This window comes from Wolbachia endosymbiont (group B) of Limnophora tigrina (assembly GCF_964263235.1).
In the GTDB taxonomy this organism is placed as follows: domain Bacteria; phylum Pseudomonadota; class Alphaproteobacteria; order Rickettsiales; family Anaplasmataceae; genus Wolbachia.
Genome location: NZ_OZ181655.1, coordinates 448400 through 470670 on the forward strand (window position 1 = coordinate 448400; position 22271 = coordinate 470670).

Annotated in this window: 24 protein-coding genes, 4 tRNA genes and 1 pseudogene; 14 read left to right on the plus strand and 15 right to left on the minus strand. The window is 35.6% G+C overall.

Annotated features, from left to right (window positions below; genetic code table 11):
- The 4 genes from ACE38O_RS02165 to ACE38O_RS02180 form a co-directional block, all read right to left on the minus strand.
- On the minus strand, positions 1-558 hold the full coding sequence (locus tag ACE38O_RS02165) for a hypothetical protein (protein WP_374698936.1): 558 nt from the start codon (positions 556-558) through the stop codon (positions 1-3).
- Between the two features lie 263 nt (positions 559-821).
- The gene (guaA, locus tag ACE38O_RS02170; RefSeq protein ID WP_374698937.1) at positions 822-2384 is read right to left on the minus strand and encodes a glutamine-hydrolyzing GMP synthase; all 1563 of its coding nucleotides are present in this window, start codon (positions 2382-2384) and stop codon (positions 822-824) included.
- A 96-nt stretch (positions 2385-2480) separates the two neighbouring features.
- Positions 2481-2960 carry a hypothetical protein gene (locus tag ACE38O_RS02175; RefSeq protein WP_374698938.1) on the minus strand — a complete coding sequence of 160 codons (480 nt, stop codon included), beginning with the start codon at positions 2958-2960 and terminating at the stop codon, positions 2481-2483.
- 144 nt (positions 2961-3104) lie between these two features.
- Positions 3105-3590, minus strand: coding sequence for a hypothetical protein (locus ACE38O_RS02180; protein ID WP_374698939.1), 486 nt, complete (start codon positions 3588-3590; stop codon positions 3105-3107).
- 152 nt (positions 3591-3742) lie between these two features.
- On the opposite strand from ACE38O_RS02180, the gene ubiH reads away from it, so the two are divergent.
- On the plus strand, positions 3743-4900 hold the full coding sequence (ubiH, locus tag ACE38O_RS02185; protein ID WP_374698940.1) for a 2-octaprenyl-6-methoxyphenyl hydroxylase: 1158 nt from the start codon (positions 3743-3745) through the stop codon (positions 4898-4900).
- A gap of 15 nt (positions 4901-4915) precedes the next feature.
- On the opposite strand, the gene ACE38O_RS02190 is transcribed toward ubiH, so the two are convergent.
- Both ACE38O_RS02190 and ACE38O_RS02195 read right to left on the minus strand, forming a co-directional pair.
- Positions 4916-5911, minus strand: coding sequence for a glutamine amidotransferase (locus ACE38O_RS02190; RefSeq protein WP_374698941.1), 996 nt, complete (start codon positions 5909-5911; stop codon positions 4916-4918).
- A 77-nt stretch (positions 5912-5988) separates the two neighbouring features.
- Positions 5989-6061 (minus strand) — tRNA-Phe (locus ACE38O_RS02195).
- Between the two features lie 81 nt (positions 6062-6142).
- Here ACE38O_RS02195 and coaD point away from each other — a divergent pair.
- Complete coding sequence (gene coaD / locus ACE38O_RS02200; protein WP_374698942.1) at positions 6143-6649, plus strand: pantetheine-phosphate adenylyltransferase; 507 nt, start codon at positions 6143-6145, stop codon at positions 6647-6649.
- A gap of 68 nt (positions 6650-6717) precedes the next feature.
- Positions 6718-6909, plus strand: coding sequence for a zinc-finger domain-containing protein (locus ACE38O_RS02205; protein WP_374698943.1), 192 nt, complete (start codon positions 6718-6720; stop codon positions 6907-6909).
- A gap of 24 nt (positions 6910-6933) precedes the next feature.
- Here ACE38O_RS02205 and ACE38O_RS02210 read toward each other — a convergent pair whose 3' ends face one another.
- From ACE38O_RS02210 to rpsB, 7 genes are read right to left on the minus strand one after another with little or no spacing between them, the layout of a single operon-like run.
- Positions 6934-7560 (minus strand): phosphatidate cytidylyltransferase, encoded by a 627-nt coding sequence (locus ACE38O_RS02210; protein ID WP_265032577.1) that lies wholly within the window; start codon positions 7558-7560, stop codon positions 6934-6936.
- A complete protein-coding gene (gene uppS, locus ACE38O_RS02215; RefSeq protein WP_015589050.1) occupies positions 7550-8245 on the minus strand; it encodes a polyprenyl diphosphate synthase in 696 nt (231 codons plus the stop codon). Before uppS ends, ACE38O_RS02210 begins: the two co-directional genes overlap by 11 nt.
- On the minus strand, positions 8239-8700 hold the full coding sequence (locus ACE38O_RS02220; protein ID WP_374698944.1) for a hypothetical protein: 462 nt from the start codon (positions 8698-8700) through the stop codon (positions 8239-8241). The genes uppS and ACE38O_RS02220 overlap by 7 nt, the downstream gene beginning before the upstream one ends.
- A 6-nt stretch (positions 8701-8706) precedes the next feature.
- The gene (gene frr / locus ACE38O_RS02225; RefSeq protein ID WP_164224746.1) at positions 8707-9264 is read right to left on the minus strand and encodes a ribosome recycling factor; all 558 of its coding nucleotides are present in this window, start codon (positions 9262-9264) and stop codon (positions 8707-8709) included.
- A 7-nt stretch (positions 9265-9271) separates the two neighbouring features.
- The gene (pyrH, locus tag ACE38O_RS02230; protein ID WP_374699064.1) at positions 9272-10009 is read right to left on the minus strand and encodes a UMP kinase; all 738 of its coding nucleotides are present in this window, start codon (positions 10007-10009) and stop codon (positions 9272-9274) included.
- Between the two features lie 16 nt (positions 10010-10025).
- Positions 10026-10886, minus strand: coding sequence for a translation elongation factor Ts (gene tsf, locus ACE38O_RS02235; protein ID WP_374698945.1), 861 nt, complete (start codon positions 10884-10886; stop codon positions 10026-10028).
- Entirely contained in the window at positions 10867-11715 is an 849-nt protein-coding gene (gene rpsB, locus ACE38O_RS02240; protein WP_374698946.1) for a 30S ribosomal protein S2, read from the minus strand. Before rpsB ends, tsf begins: the two co-directional genes overlap by 20 nt.
- A 184-nt stretch (positions 11716-11899) precedes the next feature.
- On the opposite strand from rpsB, the gene ACE38O_RS02245 reads away from it, so the two are divergent.
- The 4 genes and pseudogenes from ACE38O_RS02245 to ACE38O_RS02260 all read left to right on the plus strand — a co-directional run.
- A tRNA-Asp gene (locus ACE38O_RS02245) sits at positions 11900-11976 on the plus strand.
- Positions 11977-12113: 137 nt separating this feature from the next.
- Positions 12114-12560: a preprotein translocase subunit YajC gene (gene yajC / locus ACE38O_RS02250; RefSeq protein WP_374698947.1), complete on the plus strand. Its 447-nt coding sequence runs from the start codon at positions 12114-12116 to the stop codon at positions 12558-12560.
- A 32-nt stretch (positions 12561-12592) separates the two neighbouring features.
- Entirely contained in the window at positions 12593-14404 is a 1812-nt protein-coding gene (gene glmS, locus ACE38O_RS02255; protein WP_374698948.1) for a glutamine--fructose-6-phosphate transaminase (isomerizing), read from the plus strand.
- Between the two features lie 192 nt (positions 14405-14596).
- Positions 14597-14733 (plus strand): annotated as a pseudogene (locus ACE38O_RS02260) (IS4 family transposase); the annotation flags it as partial.
- A gap of 688 nt (positions 14734-15421) precedes the next feature.
- Here the strand turns inward: ACE38O_RS02260 and ACE38O_RS02265 are convergent.
- The gene (locus ACE38O_RS02265; RefSeq protein ID WP_374698949.1) at positions 15422-16660 is read right to left on the minus strand and encodes an ankyrin repeat domain-containing protein; all 1239 of its coding nucleotides are present in this window, start codon (positions 16658-16660) and stop codon (positions 15422-15424) included.
- Positions 16661-16805: 145 nt separating this feature from the next.
- Between ACE38O_RS02265 and glpX the strand changes: the two genes are divergently transcribed.
- Positions 16806-17723 (plus strand): class II fructose-bisphosphatase, encoded by a 918-nt coding sequence (glpX, locus tag ACE38O_RS02270; protein ID WP_374699065.1) that lies wholly within the window; start codon positions 16806-16808, stop codon positions 17721-17723.
- A 181-nt stretch (positions 17724-17904) separates the two neighbouring features.
- Here the strand turns inward: glpX and ACE38O_RS02275 are convergent, their stop codons facing one another.
- A complete protein-coding gene (locus ACE38O_RS02275; protein WP_374698950.1) occupies positions 17905-18387 on the minus strand; it encodes a hypothetical protein in 483 nt (160 codons plus the stop codon).
- Positions 18388-18588: 201 nt separating this feature from the next.
- On the opposite strand from ACE38O_RS02275, the gene carA reads away from it, so the two are divergent.
- The 6 genes from carA to rplC all read left to right on the plus strand — a co-directional run bounded on the left by carA (position 18589) and on the right by rplC (position 22269).
- Positions 18589-19680: a glutamine-hydrolyzing carbamoyl-phosphate synthase small subunit gene (gene carA / locus ACE38O_RS02280; RefSeq protein ID WP_374698951.1), complete on the plus strand. Its 1092-nt coding sequence runs from the start codon at positions 18589-18591 to the stop codon at positions 19678-19680.
- 114 nt (positions 19681-19794) lie between these two features.
- A tRNA-Tyr gene (locus ACE38O_RS02285) sits at positions 19795-19876 on the plus strand.
- 4 nt (positions 19877-19880) lie between these two features.
- Positions 19881-19951, plus strand: a tRNA-Gly gene (locus ACE38O_RS02290).
- A 78-nt stretch (positions 19952-20029) separates the two neighbouring features.
- Positions 20030-21202, plus strand: coding sequence for an elongation factor Tu (gene tuf / locus ACE38O_RS02295; protein WP_374698952.1), 1173 nt, complete (start codon positions 20030-20032; stop codon positions 21200-21202).
- A gap of 14 nt (positions 21203-21216) precedes the next feature.
- Positions 21217-21537: a 30S ribosomal protein S10 gene (gene rpsJ, locus ACE38O_RS02300; RefSeq protein WP_012673184.1), complete on the plus strand. Its 321-nt coding sequence runs from the start codon at positions 21217-21219 to the stop codon at positions 21535-21537.
- Positions 21538-21546: 9 nt separating this feature from the next.
- Positions 21547-22269 carry a 50S ribosomal protein L3 gene (rplC, locus tag ACE38O_RS02305; protein ID WP_341812499.1) on the plus strand — a complete coding sequence of 241 codons (723 nt, stop codon included), beginning with the start codon at positions 21547-21549 and terminating at the stop codon, positions 22267-22269.
- The last annotated feature ends 2 nt before the right edge of the window (positions 22270-22271 follow it).

Below are 22271 nucleotides of genomic sequence, written 5' to 3' on the forward strand. Positions count from 1 at the left end.
CTATGGTTGTACAGTCTCTTGCTCACGTATATTATTGTATCTAGCCTCTTTTAACTCGTTCGATAAATTTTGTGACTCTTCTTCTGTTAGTCGAGAAGGTTCTTTCTCTGATGACTTCATTAGTCTCTTGATTTTATCTGATGCAATAGCTATTCCAATTGCAGCTACAATTGGAAGTACTGGTGCTGCAAACCCTATTGCTATTAAAGAATCCATCGTGATTGATAAAGACGATAAAGAGTCTACTTTGACTATTGGAACAACACTACCAAAGCCAACTCCAACTGCAACACTGCCAATAAATAAGCCAGCTAGACATGCAATTTCTTTTAATGTGAAATCACTTATACGACGACCATTGCAAGCTGCAAATTCGGATAAGGGCTCTTTTATAAAAGTTGCAATTAATGGCACTACAGAAATAGCGCCAACAATTCCACCTATCATCAGAGGTGAAAGACTAGTCAAGGTACTGAGTGCAAGACCTGTTAAAATACTTACTATAGCCCCTATTACTACAGCTATTCCCAGAATTGCTAAATAAATTATCCCTAGCATTTTGCTCCTTTTTATACTTGCAGTCTTTCCAGACTTCAGAATTTTATCATGGCGTATGAAGTGGATTATGTCAATGAAGAACTAAGAAACTGGTTCTTCTTTTTTTCTATAGCTTTAGGTTTACCTACAATTTGAAAAACAACAAATTCGTCATTCCGCCGCAGTATCTCTAGATCCCGCTAACAAAGCGGGATGACAGCAATCCTACGTCATACCGCAGCGGTATCTAGAGATACCGCTGCGGTATGACTAGACTTTTTGATTTACTCCCACTCAATGGTTGCTGGTGGTTTAGAAGTTAAGTCATAGACAACTCTATTTACTCCGGAAACGTTATTAATAATTATACTGCCAACATTCTGTAAAAAGTCCCAAAACACTAGCGAATGCTGATCCTTATCTTCAAATGGAAATGCATCAGCCGTCATACCATCGGACGATGTTACAGCCCTTAAAGCACAAACATATCCGTATGTACGACCATCTCCCATGACGCCTACAGTTTTTATTGGTAATAATACAGCAAAAGCTTGCCATATCTTATCGTATAGATCGTAATTTTTCATCGTATTAATATATATTTCATCTACTTCTTGCAATATTCGCACCTTTTCTTCATCGACTTCACTTATAATCCTCACTGCAAGTCCGGGTCCAGGAAATGGATGTTGAAATATTATCTCGTCTAAAAGCCCAATTTCTTTTCCAAGTAGCCTTACCTCATCTTTAAAGAGGTAGCGTAAAGGCTCTACTAGCTTCAGGTTCATCTTTTCTGGCAATCCACCAACATTATGGTGAGACTTAATTGTACTAGTGTTGTCTGAGGCATGCCCTGACTCAACTACATCAGAGTAGATGGTACCTTGCATCAAAAAATCCACATCACCTATTTTTTTTGCTTCTTCTTCAAACACTTCAATGAAAGCGTTACCGATAATTTTTCGCTTTTCTTCTGGATCAGTTATCCCCTTCAACCTACTCAAAAATAAATTTGATTTATCAACGTAGTTTATCGGGATCTCTTTTAACATAGTAATGGTCTGGTTCTTGCGTAACAACCCAGTATCGATAAAAATACAGTTCAATTGTTTTCCTATAGCTTTATGTGTGAGAGCCGCTGCAACACTTGAATCAACCCCACCACTTACTGCAGCGATTACTTTTTTCTCTCCTACTACATTTTTGATTTTTTCCTTCTGCTTTTCAATAAACGATTTCATTGTCCAGTCTCTTTCACAATTTGTAATATCCAAGAAGTTAGAGAGCAATTTACTCCCATTTGTTGTGGGCCTCACTTCAGGATGGAATTGAGTACAGTAAATCTTCCGCTGTTCGTTAACAATCATTGCAATTGTTTGATTTATCACACCTGATGCGATAACAGTAAATCCCTGTGGTATAGTATCAACACTGTCCGCATGGTTCATTAATACATCCACTTCAGAATTAACATCCCAGGTATCCTTTATAATGGGGGATTCTTTTAGTATCTTGATTTTAGTTCTGCCAAACTCCTGTTTGAAACTCTCTTTTACTTTTGCTCCAAAATAATGACAAATGAGTTGCTGTCCATAGCATATTCCAAGTATAGGAACGTTTGTTGCCTTATTAAGTTTTATAATTTCATGTACTACTCTACTTGTTTCAGAACAATCATCATTTACAGATTGTGGTCCTCCAGAGAGAATAAACCCATTGAATTTTGATATTGTTTCAAAACTGATGTTGCTTGGAAATATTTCGCAATACACACCCATTTCCCTGACTTGTCTTGCGATAAGCTGTGTAAATTGTGAACCAAAATCAATAATGGCAATTGCTGACAACTTACTCCTCCATATTATCCTAACTAATATCTATAATAAAGAAAACAATGGAGCAAGTAAACTAAGACCTCTTTAAAAGCCTTAATGTGTGGTTAGTTATAATTTATTTTGAGCTGACAGAAACTTTGCACGTTGGTAGCTCAGAGTTTTTGGTCCCTCATTAGGATCAAGGCATACTTTGAAGCAGTTCCAACCATTATAGCTTCCGCCACCAGCCAGTATTCTACATGCTATGGATGGAGACTTAGCCTCAATCACTTTTCCAGTTTTATTGTCTACAAACTTTTTCACTCCCTCAACTCTAACTTCGTATTTCTGGCCACTATTTGAGCGATCCCATACAAGTGTTTTCCCTATAAAAAGAGCTTTAATAACTTTTTGATTTTGCGTTAAGCCATCATCATCAACTTGCACAATTTCTTTAGGTTTATCTATTTTGAGCTCATTTAGTGGCTCATTACCCACCATATTGTTTAATACTTTATTTATTATATATGTTACTGCCTCATCTTTGACTTCTTCTACCCTTTTATCTACATATTTTTCTACTTCACTACGTACATGCCCTTTTTGCATGCTTGAGATACATTTCCTAGTTGTTTTGCTAGCTCTAATAACCCTAGCTTTGGTTTTAGTATTTTTGTTTGTATTGTACTCATTTCTAACACTCCTTTCTTTTATTATTTTATAACTTACTTATTTTAAGTGTCAGATCAAGTCCTATTTAATACATATAACGTCATAATATGCTCGAGTTTCATCAGTTTCTGGTTGTTGCTTTTCTTTGAGTATTGCCCTTAACTTTGCACCTATTGATTGTAAATCAAATTCTTTTGTGTCTAATTCTCTTTTTATAGCTTCAGTAACATCTTCACGATACTTTTCATAATCTTCAAAACTCTTTAATATTTTATGTTTTACTTCGTTTTTTAACATCTTTAGCAAATCTTTAGCATGAGTTTTTTCCATTTTTTCCTTCCACTCATCATACGTATATTCTTGTCGACTACCATGTTTTGTATCTTGACACTCGCCTCCTATATTAAACAGTTCTTTGTTACAGATTTTATCACCCTTATAAAAGTAATCGCTTATATTGATTTTATCGTTAATTAGTATTTGTTTAATTACTGCTTTATTTTGCCCAAGTTCTTCTCTGTACCTAGGAATGCAATCTGATAATTCTGTTTTGCAATTTGTAGTCATAAACTGGCTCCTTTAATAAAATTAGATCTATTTTAGCATAAAATAATTAATACTTTGTTACTAATTCTAGATATTCTAAGGTGGTAATAAGAAATCCAAAGTTTGTTTAAACTATTTTTAAAATGGGTAAAATGTAATTTTAGGTGAATAAAATGAGTTACGATGTAATCATTTCAGGTGGTGGGTTGCTTGGCCTTACTACCGCTATTGGCTTGAGTAACGACTCTGTATCCGTGGCTGTGATTGAAAAAAATAGTTTGCCACGTATAATCGATGACAATCGAGCATTTGCTATCTCTCAAGGTTCGAAAAAAATATTAGAAAAGTTAGGGATTTGGCAGTGTGTAGAGAGTGAAGCTGAACCTATACTTGATATATGCATATTAGAAGGAGATAGCCCAATTGCTGTGCATTATGATCATAAAATGGTTGGTGAAGAGCCAATGGGTTATGTTATCAACAACGCTATTATATGGAACGCAATAAATAATAATTTTTTGAATAAACTGAATGTATACTCTCCACATTCTTATAAAAGAATTACTTGTGATGCAGGATATGTGGAAGTTATCCTTGATAATGATCAGGAATTAATATCATCGCTACTTATCTGTGCTGAAGGCAAAAACTCTAAATTACCAAAGTTATTCTCTATACCGACAGTGAAGTTTGATTATAAGCAAAGTAGTATAGTATTTAATGTAGAACATGAATTACATCACCAAAACTTAGCTGTGGAGCGATTTTTCCCTGGCGGTCCATTTGCAATTTTGCCGATGAAAGGTGGCTATACCTCTTCAATAGTCTGGACAGAAAAATCTGGAATTTCAAAAATGCTAATGGATCTGTCTGAAGAAGAATTTATTATAGAGCTTAAAAAAAGATTTGGTTCTTATTTAGGGAAGGTAAAATTAGAGGGTGAAAGAAAACTTTATCCTTTAAGTTTTGCTTTCGCAAAAAGATTATATAAAAGTAGAGCTTTGCTGATTGGTGATGCAGCGCATTCAATTCATCCAGTTGCAGGCCAAGGGCTTAACCTTGGAATTAGAGATGTAGAAAGCGTTATAAAGCACACAGTTGCTGCAAAAGCATCTGGTGTTGATGTTGGCAGCAGTTATCTATTAAAGAAAATTTCACGTGACAGATACTTTGATAATTTTACAATGGCGCTTGCAACTGATGGATTAAATAGGATGTTCTCCAACAGAATATTCTGCGCTAAAGCGCTAAGAAATCTTGGCTTAATTGCAGTTGAAAATTCAAATTTTCTCAAAAAAAGCTTCATTCAACATGCTATGGGATTTATATAAACCACTATTTTAGCACTAAGCACGATAAAGAAAATCATTTATAATTGCTATAGCAACTAGTGTAGACACTTGACGTTCCTTGTGATTTGATAAATAGAGGTTTTTATCTGATTTTACAACAAGGGCTTCCAGGTGGCTTTGAAAGTAAACATTACCGTACTTATCTTCAATTGCTTCTATTATTCCGTCATTGGAAAATGCTGCAATTTTGTATCCAAGTAATTCTAATTTTCTTCTATTTTCTGGCGTATTATTTACTGCTCCTGAATGAGCATCTGGAAAGTACGTTGAAAACCAGCTGTTTTCATCGGGTAGTAAAAATTTAGCCACCACCTCTGCTAGACGGCTGTTTGGAATGATCTTTATCTGCTGGAGAGCTTTCTGTGGATTAGGCGCAGATTTTAAATGAGATCTTCGCTTCTCTTCATCACTCACAACACTCACTACTTCAATTCCTTTTGCATTCATTATGCCTTCACATATACCAAGTAAATGAATTGCAGGGTTATCATCCACTATTTTTGCAATTGCTTCAGTAACAAGCTGGCGACAAGGAGTGGGTGCTGAATGAAAATTATCTGGAATAAATATTCTATTTATTTTGTGCTCTTCAATAAATTGTGCAACTTCAATTTTTATTCGGTCTAATGTCAGCTTCTTTGCCAATGCTTCATCTTGTTTTGCGAACTCTGTCTGAATTTTTTTAAGGCTAATTATCTTATTATAATCAATCAGTACAGTCTTAACCCCAAAGTTATTAAACATCTCGTAGATATTTTGAGATAGCCCAAGCTCATATGGGTATGTTTCTTCTTCCGTTTTCAACAAACCAACAACTATGTCATTATTTACTGTATTTTCTGCCTTCAAGGCAGTTGACGCTGGTTCTTCTTTTCTGGTTACATGTTGAGATGCCGGTTTTTCGCTAACGTCAGCATAAGTAATATTGCTTAATAATAGAACTATAATTAATGAGATATTAAATACTTTATTATAATATTTATATACCATGACTTGCCTCCCTAATATTTATATTACGATATAGAGTATTTTATAACAAAAAGGCAAGTTTGCCACGAAAGAGAAAGTGGCCTGAGCAGGAATCGAACCAGCGACACAAGGATTTTCAGTCCTTTGCTCTACCAACTGAGCTATCAGGCCAACTGTATACTTTCATTTTTAGATAAAAAATGTTATCATGTCTATCAAAAGTTTTTAAAGTAGTGTATATAAAAATAAAGGATGAACATTAATAACAAAATAGGAATCTACCCTGGCACATTTGACCCTATAACTTTTGGGCATATTGACATAATTAAAAGAGCGTGTAAACTAGTCGATAAATTAATAATAGGAGTTGCAGAAAACGTTAATAAGCATATTGCCTTTGACACAAAGCTACGCACAAGTATGGCTGAAAATGAAATTAAAGGACTAGAAATTGATGCAGATGTTATATCTTTTAATGGGTTGCTAGTGAAGTTTGCCAAAGAGCAGAATGCTTCTGTTATTATTAGGGGATTAAGAGCAGTGTCGGATTTTGATTATGAGTTTCAAATGAGTTGGATAAATTATAAACTTCTTCCTGAAATCGAAACCATATTTCTTCCCGCTTCTGAAGATACTCAATTTATCTCATCAAGTTTTGTAAAGGAAATAGCAAGATTAGGAGAAGATGTTAGCAAATTTGTATCAAAAGGCGTTCAAAACGAATTGATTAACCTGAATAGGATAAAAAATGGAGAATAGCGTGTGTTGTTTTTTATTTATAAATGGGTATATTTAATATATAAAATGTTATAAGCTAAAGGAGTAGCATGTTAAAAGTGAGGGTTAATAAAAGAAAAGTTTGCTGCCATGGTAATGAGGACAATGAGAGTTCCGGCCATCCATTAATATATTTAGATATGGGAGAAGAAGAGGAAATAGCCTGCCCTTATTGTGAAAAGACGTTTGTCCATGACTGTACTGTAGAAGCGGTTGGGGAGCTGACTAGGGATGAACTCTAATGGCACTTTATTTCTTCTGCAGACTTAGCTTATGTAAATAGCAATAAGAGGGGCAGTAAAAATGAAACTATCCATACGATCGAGCACTCCTCCATGGCCAGGTATCATACTTCCACTATCTTTAACACCGTAAGCTCTTTTAACAAGCGACTCAGTGAAATCGCCAAGTTGCGCTAGAATAGCGATTGCAAGGCCAATGATTGGAGAATAAAAAATTGAAAATAGACCAAAAAATATTGATCCAAAAATTGTGCACACTACTCCAGCTAAAATCGCACCAAGAAGTCCTGTCCAAGTTTTTCCAGGGCTAAGAATTGGGCAAATTTTAGCTCCACCAAAATTCTTACCAAATAGGTAGGCAGTAATGTCAATTCCCCAAATGGTTAAGACGAACCATACTAATGCGTATTTTCCCTGTGGTAGGTTATATAAATATATTAATGAGGCGCTTGGTAGTGCAATCAATAATAATGCGAAAACGTATAAAATTTTGTTTCCTTGGGTTAGATTATACCATTCAAAAGAAGATAAAACTGCTATTGAAAAAATCAATAGGTAAAACGATAGATCACTGAAATATGTAGCAAAAGAAAATATGAATAATATTACTATTGAGGACAATATTCTAATTATAAAATTATTATCTACCATATTTTTTCTCTCTTTTTGTATAATCTTCTAATGCTTTGCTCAAATCTTGACAAGAAAAATCAGGCCATAAAGTATCACAAAAATATAATTCAGCATAAGCTGCTTGCCATAATAAAAAGTTGCTTAACCTTTTTTCGCCGCCAGTGCGAATTAATAAATCCAATTTTGGCAGATCTTTAGTATATAGAAATTTTTCAAATTCCTCTTCTGATACATAAGCAATATTTTCTTTTATAATATTGCTTATAGCTTGTGTGATTTCTTGCTTTGCTCCGTAACTGACTGCCACAGTGAGTAATAAACCATCGTTCTTATGTGTCATTTCTTCTGCTTTTTTAATTTGATCCAATATTTTACTGGATAACAGACTTAAATTGCCAATAAAATTCAACTTGATGTTACAGTTGCAAATGAAATTGACTTTATCTTCATTAGTTAAAACGGAGTAAAATAAATCAAATAGACAGTCAGTTTCGTTTTTGGGTCTAAGCCAATTCTCCATAGAGAATGCATACAAAGTTAAGTAGGGTATGGTTAGGTCCGTACAATACTTGGCAATATCGTATGCAACTTCACTGCCCTTTTTATAACCATCAATTTTTACCTTTCCTTGATTGTTCGCCCATCTACCATTACCATCCATAATAATTGCTAAATGTTTCGGTAAAGATTCTTGATTCAACATTTAGAGTTCACCTCAAACACAAAGGTGTCATCCCAGTGCCCAGACACACAATTATACGAACGTTGTAACTTTGAATACAAAATTGGTGTCATTCCAGTGCTACGACACTGGAATCCAGTTTTTTCATAATGGACATTATTTTTAGCATGGAATCTGCTATTTTTATGGCTATCAAATCTATATACTTGTTTGTTAGTAATTAAGGGCTGGATCCCAGTGTCACGCACTGGGATGACAGGAAGAGAGTTACTGGAGTGACACCAATAGTTGATAGTTAACACCAATCCTATCGTTTTACGGGATGTTCGTACAGTTGTGTGCCCAGACACTGGAATGACATCATTTACTGTATAACACTGTGCAATATTGCAACGTTCATACAGTTGTGTGTCGACTACCTCCATGGCACCCTTGCATGTAATTTTTTCTTTTTCACTACTGAAGGTTTCTTTCATATTACCTTAGTGATGCAATATATCCTTTTCTTTGATGGACAATTCACCATCAATCTTTTTTATATTATCATCAGTAATATTTTGTATTTCCTTCTTAGCACCATGAAAATCATCTTCTGAGATCTCCTTATTTCCCTTCATTTTCTCTATTTCTTCCATAACATCTCTGCGTATATTTCTGATGGCAATCCGCGCATTTTCAGAAAACTGATGCAATAATTTTACTAATTTTTCACGGGTTTCTTGTGTTAAGTCCGGAAGAGCTATACGTATGGTATTGCCCTCAACAACAGGATTTAAATTCAAGTTGGCATTTAATATAGCATTTTTCACTTCACCTACAACATTAATATCCCAAACTTTAATTGATAGGGTTTTGTTATCTATAACTGAAACGCCTGCAACCTGATTTAACTTTTGATGTCCACCATAGATATTTACAACTATACCATCAAGCAACGATGCGCTAGCTCTACCAGTGCGTACGCCTTTAATATCATCATGAAAGGACTGAATAGTTTTTAGCATTCTTTCTTTTGTTTTAGCTTTTATTTCATTTAACATAAATTACCTACTGTTTACAATCTGAAACTATAGTATAAGTACCTTGACCCTTAATAATATTGACTATTTTTTCTCCCTTCAAAGAAAAAACTATAATTGGAATAGAATTCTCACGAGCAAGTGAAATTGCTGATGCATCCATAACTTTTAAATCACGAGTCAATAAATCCGTGTAAGAAAGCCTATCATACATTACAGCATCCTCATTTTTTTTCGGATCAGCGGAGTATACACCATTTACTTGTGTACCCTTTAGAATAACATCACAATTCATTTCAACAGCACGTAAGGCTGCAGCTGTATCTGTAGTAAAAAATGGGTTGCCTGTGCCTGCTGCAAAAATTACCACTCTACCTTTTTCTAAATGACGAATAGCTTTCCTTCTTATGTAAGGTTCACATACAGTGGCCATGGGTATCGCAGACAATACCCTAGTAGCTACTAGATTTTTTTCTAAAAAGTTTTGTAAAATTAAAGCATTAATTATAGTTGCAAGCATTCCAATATAATCACTGCTTGCTCTTTCACAGCCACTTAAAGATGCAGATGTGCCACGAAAGATATTTCCACCACCAATAACAATACATACCTGAACTCCAAGCTTGTTAATATCAGCTATATCTTTGCATAATTGGCTTATTACTCCCATATCATAGCCAAAAGACTGTGATCCCATCAAAGCTTCACCAGAGATTTTAAATAACACCCTGGAGTATTTTATTTCGCTTTTTTCATTCGTTGAAATAGACATTTTTTGCTATTTAATTTGCATCACCCAAAACAAGCAACTTGTAATTAGATAGTTTAACAGCACTCAACTCGCTTGATCTTATAAAATCAGAAACCTTCATTTTATCATCTTTTATGAACTTTTGTTCTAGTAAAACAACTTCTTCATAGTACTTAGCCATTCGTCCATCTACTATTTTTTTTGCTACTTCTTCAGGTTTATTTAAGCTCCTTACTTGCTCTTCAATTATAGAACGTTCATTTTTCAACTTCATTTGATCTAAATCATCTATAGACAAAGCTTCAGGCTTCATAGCAACTATGTGCATCGCTATTTGTTTTCCAATTTCCTGTAACTTTGCCTTATCACCGGGTGATTGCAATGCAACTAAAGCGCCAGTTTTACCTAAACCACGTACGTCACCGTGTACATAACCAGCAACAACTCCATCCTTAGTCTCTAGGTAACAAAGCTTGCTCAACTCTAACTTTTCACCAAGAACTGACGTACCATTCATAATAGCTTCCTGCACTGTGCCAATGCTTTCATACTTGGCATTTTTTAACTCATCAACGCTGATACAGCGTTCTTGATGAGCAATTGATGCTAAATTTGAAACTAACTCTATAAATTTCTCATTCCTTGCAACAAAATCGGTTTCGCAATTGAGTTCAACCAATGCACCATAATTTTCAGTCAAACACATAGCAACGAGCCCATCTGAAGCTACTCTATCAGATTTTTTGTCAGCTTTAGCAAGACCTATTGTACGCAACTTATCAACGGCTTTCTTGATGTCACCATCACATTCTTCTAATGCTTTTTTACAGTCACTTAAGCCAAGCCCTGTCCTATCACGTAATTCCCTTATATTATCTGGATTCATCTTCATTTGTTACTACCTCCCTTTCTTCTTCTTTGTAAACTTTACTACGTTTCCTTTTAGTTTGCACAATACTATCTTCTTTTTCTTGAATAAACTCATCACCTTTTATATTATCAATCTTAACTCCAGATCTTGCTAGACTAGACTCTATTCCAGCTAATATAGAGTCGGTAACTAATTTACAATAGAGCTCTATTGATTTTCTTGAGTCATCATTTCCAGGTATTAGATAAGTAATATCATCTGGATCAGAATTAGTATCAAGTATTGCAACTATTGGAATTCCTAACTTTTTAGCCTCCTTAACCGCAATATGCTCTTTATTAGTATCAATGATGAATAAGATATCAGGAATTGCTCCCATTTCTCTAATACCACCAAGCGCCTTATCAAGCTTTTGCTTTTTCTTTTCAATGTTCCCCAATTCTTTCTTTGTTAAAATGCTATCCTCGTCATTTAATATTTTCTCATATTGCATCAAGGTTTTTATCGAAGAAGAAACAGTGCCCCAATTAGTAAGCATACCACCAAGCCATCGATGATTCACATAATATTGACCACAACGAATCGCTTCACTTGCAATAATATCAAAAGCTTGAAACTTTGTACCAACAAATAGAATGCGACCACCTTGAGATGCAACGTCATATAAAGCCTTCATGGCTATCTGTAGCAATGGTAACGTTTTTCGCAAATCAATTATATGTATACGATTTTCTTGATGTACTCCATATATGTATGGAGCCATTTTTGCGTTCCAGCGACTAGTTTTGTGACCAAAATGCACACCAGATTCGGCTAAATCACGCACAGTGACTTCAGGCAAACTTGCCATAATTTACTCCTCCAAATAGTTTATCCTCCATGGCACGGCCCTAATGGGACTACTTGTACAAGCCATGTGTGAAATTAAATTATTTATATAGTAATAGAAAAGACAGTAAAGCGCAAACAAAAAATATTGACAAAGGGCAGCATATTTATTAATTTTAAAATTGCAAACGCTAAAAAGAAATAGGGGGGGTGTAGCTCAGTTGGTTAGAGCGCATGCCTGTCACGCATGAGGTCGTGAGTTCAAGTCTCATCACTCCCGCCATACGGATTTTAGCATAATCTAAAATCCGCAATATTATTGCCGGTATTTAGAAATGTTTTCACCAGACTTGACATGGCATGGTATTGTAATTAATACTTAAACAGGTTTGTTTTTATTATTAACAATTAGGATTAAATATGCTCATTTCTGAAGTTTTTGCAGCAGATGCAACTAGCAATGCATCAAGTATCGGCGCATCTTTTGCTAGTTTTATTCCATTGATTTTAATATTTGTGGTATTTTATTTTCTCATTATTCGCCCAAACCACAAAAAACTAAAAGAACATAGAAAAATTATAGATCAAATAAAACGTGGTGATACAGTCATTACTTCTGGTGGGATAATAGGTGAAGTTAACAAAGTCGATGAAGTAAATGCACAATTTATAATAGAAATAGCACCAAAAGTTGAGGTGAAAGTCCTAAAGTCCGCTATATCTGAAGTTTTAAACAAAGAAACTCAAAAAGCGGCAGCTAAACCAATTGAAAAAGGCAAAATCGAAAAGAGTGATAAAAAGAATAAAAATCAACCACCAGAGGAAAGTAAAAAGGGAAAAGATGATAAAGGCAAAAATGCTGCATAACTTTAAAAGAAAGTTCATTTGGTGATCCATTTGTGTGCGGAATATTTGGTGTAGTAAGTAGCGGTGATTCAGTAATACCAACTTTACTAACTGGATTACAAAAGTTGGAATATAGAGGATATGACTCTTCAGGTATAGCAATCATAAATAACGAAGGCGAGATAGAAGTCAAAAAATCAGAAGGTAAAGTTAAAAGATTGTATGAAGTTGTTGATGAAAGCAAGATGTCTCACAGTACAGTTGGTATAGCACATACCCGCTGGGCTACACATGGAGTCCCAAGCCTTAAAAATGCTCATCCCATTCATACAAATAATGTTGTTGTTGCTCATAACGGCATAATTGAGAATTACAATCTGCTAAAAAAGAGTCTAGAAGAGAGGGGAATGCCGTTTAATACTGACACTGACACAGAGGTCATACCAAATATGCTAACCTTATATCTTGATGAAGGATTGTCGCCAGTTGATTCTCTATTTAAGTGTTTAAACAACTTACATGGCTCATTTGCCTTGGTCTTATTATTTGCAGAATATCCAGATGCCTTATTTGTTGCGAAGAGAAATTTGCCTTTAGCAATAGGCTATAACTGTAACACAGTGTTTGCTGCATCTGACTCTAATGCTTTAAGTGCATTTGTGGAAAGAATATCGTATTTGGAAGATGGTGACATTGCAGTGATAAAATCTAGTGGAGTTAGTATATACAACAATGGTACACAAGTTAAACGTAGTATAGAAAATAGTAGTCCAAGTGATTTTCTAATTAGCAAAAATGGGTATCCTAGCTTCATGTTAAAAGAGATTTTTGAGCAACCGCGTGCATTAAACAAAACAATAAATCAATTTTACAAGCAATATAAAGAGGTCAACAAAAAATTGTTTTCTGAGCGGAGTTACATTACTATAGTTGGATGCGGGTCATCTTATTTTGCCGGGCTAATAGCAAAATATTGGCTGGAAAGTGTCGCTCAAGTTCGAGTATATCTAGAAATCTCATCAGAATTTAGGTATAGCAACGTCAAGCTAGAAGAAGGCAGCATTGGGTTATTCATCTCTCAATCTGGCGAAACTGCAGATACCGTAGAAGCGCTGCGTTATGCGAAATCACAGAAGCAAACAATCATTAGTATAACTAACACATTTAACAGCAGCATTGAAAAGATCTCAGATATTGTGTTACATACTCTTGCTGGGCCAGAAATTGGTGTTGCTTCAACAAAAACCTTTTCTGCGCAACTTGCAACTTTAGCATGCTTTGCCGTGGAGCTTGGAAAAATAAAAGGTATACTGGGTGGAGAGAGAATAAAACAGCTAAGCAGTGCTATCAATTCTATTCCCGAGTATGTTGAGCACGTTTTGAATGTGATGAAAATACAACATATATCAGGCAGTATATTAGAACACAATAACGTTATTTTAATCGGCAGAGGAAGTTCATACGGAGTTGCAATGGAAGGCGCATTGAAGATAAAAGAGCTTTCATACATTAATACCATTGGCATTGCAGCAGGGGAAATGAAGCATGGTTCTATTGCTTTAATAGACTCTGCTGTGCTTGTTATAGCAATTATCCCTTATGATGATTTATTCTTTAAAACGCTATCTAATATACAAGAGATTATTGCAAGAAAAGGCAAAGTAATTGCCTTCAGTGATAAGCAAGGAGCGCCGTTCCTCAGGGGAGTTTGCGCAGATGTGGTGCAACTTCCAGACACTGATAATTTTATCTCTCCAATCATCTACAGTGTTGCTATGCAATTCCTTGCTTACTTTACTGCAGCAAAAAAAGGGTTAGATGCCGATTGTCCAAGAAATTTAGCTAAGTCTGTCACGGTTGAGTAGTCCATTTAAAGTTAAAGCTAGACTTCTAATTAAGGTAACCGTTCACTCAATGGCGTCAACTTAAGGAAAAATGTCTGCGATTGTGTGTAAAATTTCTCTCTAAATTTTTTCGCATTAAATTATCTAAAGAGTGAAGAAAAAACGCTGTTGTTTCTGTAAAAAAGTTTAAAATGTGTCCTTTTTAGGTGAAACATGCAAAAAGGGAAAAATCTTATTTTACAAATTAAAAATACAATATACTCGAAAACTTTTCAGAAGATCCATTGTGTTGGAAAAAAAGTTTCACACGCACAAGAAAACTTCCTTTTACGACAGTATTAGACTTCCTGCATAACCAATAACGAACTTTTATTGGGAATAGAGACGAAAAAACCTACTTGACAAACTCCGCCAGCCCCCTTATCATAAAACTGAAGGTATTCAGTTATCTTCATCTGTGCAGATTAAACAGCAAGAAAACAACGTAGTTGGCGTCTTATTTTTAATTTTTTGCACTATGTGCACCTTATGTCTTCACAACATTTCTGGGTTTTTACCTATATAAGCTGAAACGCGCTTATAAGTCGTTTAAGACAGTATAGTACGCCAATTTGCAGGATTAGAGAGTGACAACTAGCTAACACGGGATTTCTTTTGCCTTTTTTTCTGCTTAGTAAATTTCTTAAACATTTGAACTAAGGTGAGTTGCATTAAAAAGCAGCTAAATTGCAGTGTTTAAGACTTAAAAAACGCCAATACTGAAAATAGACAATGACTAGGGCTTCTTTTGCCTTTTTTTTCGTTTGCTTAATATTTATAGCTACCGTCATCCCGCTACGTGTTAGCGGGATCTAGAGATACCGCGGCGGTATGACGGTTCGCGGCAGCATGACGATAAGCCTCGTCATCCCGCTACGTGTTAGCGGGATCTATGCAAGATACCGTGAATGAATCGCGGTATGACGTAGGGCTGTGCTAGTATAGATCCCAGTTTTAGCTACTCGGATGACACCCTTCCTAGTGGAGATTTTTCTCAAATCACAATGTTTGTGCAGTTTTTGAACTTACGTGTTCAACTTTATTTTTTTCCATTTCTCTATAGCTTGGTAATGTAGAATTTTTTATATGCAATCCGGTACATACTGCAACCAAAGCAGCTACAATACTGCAAATTGCTGCACCAGCCACAAATGGAACCATTACAGCAGCAGCAATGAATAATCCTGTAATAACAACTCCAACAGCATCTTTCGTTAATGAGGTGTAAAAATTTTCCTTGCTTTCTTTATATTTAGTTTCTTTTTCATTTGGCATAGAAATTTGAGCATCTACAAAGCCGTTAGCTTTATTATCATTATTTGGTGTGGCAGTTTGGTCAGTCCTTGTTGATACAGGTGTTTTATTTTCGTTATTATGATTTAGCTGGCCATTTGGTGTATTTACAGGTCTACTACCAATGTTCCCATTACTGCTGCAAGGTTTTGCTCTGTTTTTTTCTACATTAGGTGTTTCTGGTACAATAAAGTTTAAAAGCACCTGAGTAATTTCTTCTTGTGTATTATTCATAGCCAACTCTAAAGCTGCTTGTCTGCTTTCATCATTTACATAACCTAAAAATGCTCCAACTTCTTGGACATTACCTTGAACAATAGCAGAACGCAAAGCGTTAAATTTTTCCGTTTCATCAAACTTATCACTACCCAAAAGTACCTTAACAACGTCAGCTTGTTTTGTTATTGCAGCTATGCCCAATATAGTTCTGGAAGCAGTATCTGTAAGATGGATTACAGCATCTAAATCTGTAAACAATTTTACAACATCTAGAAATATGCCACGATCGCCGGTAATATTGGACTCTCTTACAGCATTTACAAACGAGTCAAAAATTGCCAGATTTGTTTCTTTCCCTTGTATTAGTTGCTCATAAAGTACTTCAGCAGTCATATCAGGGTTTATGAAGTTACTAGAATCTACTTCATTGCTGTCTGCTTTATTTTCTCCTATATCAGGTGTGTTTTGCCCCTCTTCTTCCTTGTTTATTGCTGCGGTTATTTGCTCTTGTTGAAGGGGTTTACACCCATTTTGGAGGAGAAAATCCTTAACGCGTGGGTTGTTATTTTCGGTTGCATGTTTTAGAAGTAAGTCTCCTAATGAATTGTCTCCTTCACATTTATCTTGGAAATCAACTTCTTTCCACTGTGGTTCCTTTTGCAAATCTTTAGGACTAGCAATTCCCTTATCATCATATTTTACAATTGTAGCTATCTTTCGATACAACTCTCTAATATCATCATTACTATATACGATAACTAAACCTACTACTATATGTTAGTTTGTTATAGCAACTTTCCCACAACCAGTCAAGACATATTGCAGTTTCAAGCAGCATGATATATATTGAATATAGTTCTTAAAGCAAATGATGGAAGATTTAGCCTATAAATTAGTTAAAGTGACCGAAGCTGCAGCACTTGCTGCGTATAAATTGGCAGGCTTTGGTGATGAAAAAAGGGCTGATCAAGTTGCAGTTGATGCAATGCGAACAGTGTTAAATTCAATGGAAATAAATGGTACTATCGTAATTGGTGAAGGTGAGAGAGATGAAGCGCCGATGCTATATATTGGCGAGAAGGTTGGCACTGGAAATGGTCCTGAAATCGACATTGCTGTTGACCCACTTGAAGGCACTACAATCTGCGCTCACCATAAACAAGGGGCAATGTCCGTTCTTGCTGCAACGAAAAAAGGTGATTTTTTACACGCACCTGATGTTTATATGGAAAAGATAGCAGTAGGAAAAAATCTTCCAGAGGGTGTAGTCTCACTAAAAAATAGCATTGAAAAGAATCTAGACAATTTAGCCAAGGCAAAAGGATGTAAAGTAAATGATCTTACAGTAACTATACTTAATCGTGAAAGGCATGATGAATTAATAGTGAAAATCAGGGAGTTAGGAGTAAAAGTTAAACTAATAGATGATGGTGATGTTGCGGCCGTAGTTTCACTAGTAAATGGCAATCACGATATGTATATCGGAATAGGAGGGGCACCAGAAGGGGTGCTTGCGGCTGCAGCGCTGAGTTCAATCGGTGGACAGATGGAGGGAAGATTAATATTTGACACAGATCAGTTAAGAGAAAGAGTAAAAAATTTAAATATTGATGACCCAGAAAAAATCTACACCATAAAAGATATGGCAAGAGGTGAATCAGTGTTTATTGCAACTGGAGTAACAAGCGGAGAACTTGTGGATGGAGTTGAGTTTAGTCATAACGTCTGTTCAACTAGTTCTTTAATAATTCTACCTAACAAGCTGATAAAAGTGCAAGTTATAAGTTAGGTTAATTATTTTTCAATATATTATGTAAGAGTTAAAGGGAGTGTTAAAATGTTAGATTCATTTTCTCAAGAGAAACTAATTGTACAAGAAGTTCCTCAAGACGGACATAAAAAGAAGGCTGAACCCTTTTCAAAACCTTCTATCTATTGTTTCTTAAACCACTCTGCTGAACGGAGACAGTTTAGGCTGGTATGCCTGGCGGCTTTGTTGGAATAAGTTTTTCAACACTGCTAACAATAAAATTGATTGTATCGTCAGCTACCTTATCGAATTTATCATTTATCTCTTCTCCTATTTCTTCATTTTTAACATATTCGTGTAGAGCTAAAGCAGTTATAGCTGCACATGCTGCAATTAAGCCAGTTTTTGCTATAATGAGCATTGATAATCCTCCTGCAAATATAAATGTTAATCCAATAGCTAGGTTTATAATTTTACTTTGTGTTGTTTGTTGTGCTGCCTGATTCTGATCTACTTTTTCTTTTTCAAGAGCGTTTGATATTGTTTTTGAGAAAATTTTTACCGCGATTGTTGCAATTGCGATCATAGCTAATCCTATGGCTATTTTTGCTAAGAGAAAAAATGATGGGAACACCATCGCAAAGAATAGTAAGCCAGCTCCTACAATTAGTAACTTATTTTTAGGTTGGATTTCATTTGACATAATAAACCTCCATTTCATAACTGCCGGGGTATACCTAATATAAAATACGGAGATAGTCAACATATTTTATGAAAGGGCACGTTAAAAGTTTTTTTCATGTTGTTCTTCGCCGCCTCGTGGTTAAATTTGGAATTTTAGAAAGAATTACGTATTATTTGAAATTCTTGTATACTGTTTTGAATCAGTTGAATAGATAATGAAGTGCAGGACGCAGTTTTAATTTTACAAGATGGTAAATGCTTTTGGGGAAAATCAGTAGGTAAAAAAGGCAAGTGCATAGGTGAGGTCTGTTTTACCACTGGTATGACCGGTTATCAGCATACTATAACTGATCCTTCTTTTGCTGATCAAATTATAACGTTCACTTTTCCTCATATTGGTAACATTGGAATAAACCATAAAGATAATGAAGGAGAGAAAATTTTTGCAAGTGGTGTGGTTATGCGTGAACTTTCTTCTATGTCCCACCCTTCTTCATATATCAGTTTAAATGATTGGTTAGAGAAAAATAACGTGATTGGGATATCAGGAGTTGATACTAGAGCTTTAACGAGACATTTGAGAGAACATGGATCTCAAAATGGAATGATATGCTCATCGAGTAAGGCGCATGCGTTGGACAAATTGAAGGAATACAAATCTGTAAATGGGATAGAAATAACCAATAAAGTCAGCTTGCATAGTAATTTTAAAAGTGACCTTAATGCAAAATATAGGGTTGTAATCGTTGATTTTGGCGTAAAAATCAGTATAGTTTCACGCTTAATAGAACTTGGTTGTACAGTTGAATTAATCAGACCAAGCACAGGTTTTGCTCAAAAAGTGTTGAGTATGAATCCAGATGGTATAGTGTTTTCAAATGGTCCTGGTGATCCGCAAGAAATAGGAGAAAGTGTAGTTTCAGAGATAGACATTATTATAAAATCTAAAATACCAATTTTTGGCATATGCATGGGTCATCAATTACTTGCGATTACTTTGGGAGCAAAGACCATCAAGATGGATATTGGTCACCGAGGGAGTAACCATCCAGTTTATGATGTAATTAGTGGAAAAGTTGAGATCACTAGCCAAAATCATGGTTTTGTTGTTGATTCAGCTTCTCTTCCAAGTAATGTTGAAATTACTCACATTTCTCTATTTGATAATAGTGTAGAGGGAATAATGATGAAGGATTACTCAGTCTTTTCTGTGCAATATCATCCAGAAGAAGCGCCAGGTACGCATGATTCGCATTATTTATTTAGACGTTTTATTGGCAATATTATGTTGTATAAAATGAAATCTGCATGATTTTAATCAAGGTAGGTTTTATTGCTTGATTTTTTAATTTTAGGCGTTTAGTATTAAATACAATAAAAGCTTGAGTTAAGGTACTAAAATAGCGTTCTCTTAACAAATTTTTGTGGAGGAGTGACCGAGTGGTTAAAGGTAACAGACTGTAAATCTGTCCGCATTGCGTACGTAGGTTCGAATCCTACCTCCTCCATTGTGCGGGTATAGCTCAATGGTAGAGCTCTAGCCTTCCAAGCTAGTGACGTGGGTTCGATTCCCACTATCCGCTCTTTTTTTTGTTGTATTTTTATAAAATCAACATATTATTTATTGATGTATTTGTATTTTAGGTAGAAAAGTTTAAATTATGACAGCAGTAGTGGAAGCATTTGGAAAGCCGCATGTAAATGTGGGAACAATAGGACATGTGGATCATGGGAAGACAACGTTAACAGCGGCGATAACAAAGCATTATGGAAATTTTGTAGCGTACGATCAGATAGATAAGGCGCCAGAAGAAAGGAAAAGGGGGATAACGATAGCAACAGCGCATGTTGAGTATCAGACGGAAAAAAGGCATTATGCACACGTTGATTGTCCTGGACATGCTGATTATGTAAAGAATATGATAGTAGGTGCAGCGCAGATGGATGCGGCGATATTGGTAGTGTCGGGGGTTGATGGGCCAATGCCACAAACGAGAGAGCATATATTGCTAGCGAAGCAGGTAGGTGTTGGATATATCGTGGTGTATATAAATAAAGCTGATGTTGCTGATGCTGATATGATAGATTTGGTAGAAATGGAAGTGAGGGAATTGCTGAATAAATACGGATTTCCAGGGGATGAAGTGCCTGTGGTAGTGGGGTCTGCATTGAAAGCGCTGGAGGATGACAGTAGCGAATATGGAAAGAAATCAATAGATAAATTGATGGAAAAGTTAGATGAGTATGTGGCGGTTCCACCAAGACCTGTGGATTTACCATTTTTATTGCCAATCGAGGATGTATTTTCGATATCGGGGCGAGGAACAGTGGTAACAGGAAGGATAGAGAAGGGAGAGATAAAGACGGGTGATGAGATAGAGATAATAGGTCTGAAAGCAACACAAAAGACGATATGTACAGGTGTTGAGATGTTTAAGAAGTTGCTAGATAAGGGAAGTGCAGGACTCAATGTAGGAATATTGCTAAGAGGGACAAAAAGAGAAGAAGTAGAGAGAGGGCAAGTATTAGCAAAACCGGGGACGATAACGCCGCATAGAAAGTTTAGGGCGGAGGTTTATATATTAAAGAAAGAGGAAGGAGGAAGGCATACACCATTTTTTGCGAATTACCAGCCACAGTTTTATTTAAGGACAACGGATGTAACTGGGAGCATAAAATTGCTAGATGGGAAGGAGATGGTAATGCCAGGAGATAATGTGAGTGTAGAAGTAGAATTGCAAGTACCGATAGCAATGGATAAGGGATTGCGTTTTGCGATAAGAGAAGGCGGTAGAACTGTTGGTTCTGGTGTTGTTTCTGAAATTTTGGAGTGAGTGTAGTAACTAAGATGAAGCAAGATATATATATTAACATTAAGGCTTTCGATTGTTCTTTATTGGAGGAGTGTGTTCGAAAATTTGTTGATGAATTAAAGCGGTCCAGTGCAAAATTATCTGGTCCGATTGCGTTGCCAAGGAAAGATTCTAAATTTATTGTTAATAGATCTCCTCACGTTGATAAAAAATCTCGTGAACAGTTTGAAATGAGAACTTCTAGGCGTTTGATTGTTTTACATGATCTTACTCCTACTATGATGCAGATGCTTACAGGTTTATCTTTTTCTGCTGGCGTAGAAGTGGATTTAAAAGTCAAGGAAGTTAAGGTTTAGGAGAAGGAAATGAAGAGAATAAATTCACTGAGGAGAATTGGTTTATTAATGACGAATATTGGTCATACTGCTATATACTCTGACAATAGTTGCATGGCTGTAACTTTATTGCATCTCAGCGAAACTCATATTGTTGATATAAAAGGACAAGATAAATGTGGCTATAATTCAGTCATTTTAGGCACAGGAGATTTTAAAAATATAGCAAAACCTCAGTTGGAATATTTAAAGAAAAAGGGTATAAATAATAAATGTAAGTTATACGAAAGTAGATTAAATGACCTGTCGGGAATAGAATGTGGTAAAAAAGTGGGAATCAATCATTTTGTGGTTGGTCAATATCTTGATATTACAGGTTATTCTATAGGTAAAGGATTTGCTGGTGTGATGAAGCGGCATAACTTCAGTGGGCTTAGGGCATCTCATGGTGTTTCTATTGCTCACAGATCACAAGGTTCCACCGGTCAATGTCAGGATCCTGGTAGAGTATTCAAAGGAAAGAAAATGGCTGGTCATTTAGGTAACAGCAGAATAACTGCACAAAATATGAAGATATTATCCATTGATCATGAAAATAGTATAATTGCTGTGAAGGGTAATAATGTTCCTGGGTTTAAAAATTCCTATGTTTTTGTAAGAGATGCAGTTAAAAAATCTTTACATAAAGATGTTCCTTTTCCGGTAGGTTTACTGTTAGATGTAAATGATGATGCTAGTAATTTGGTAAGTTAGTT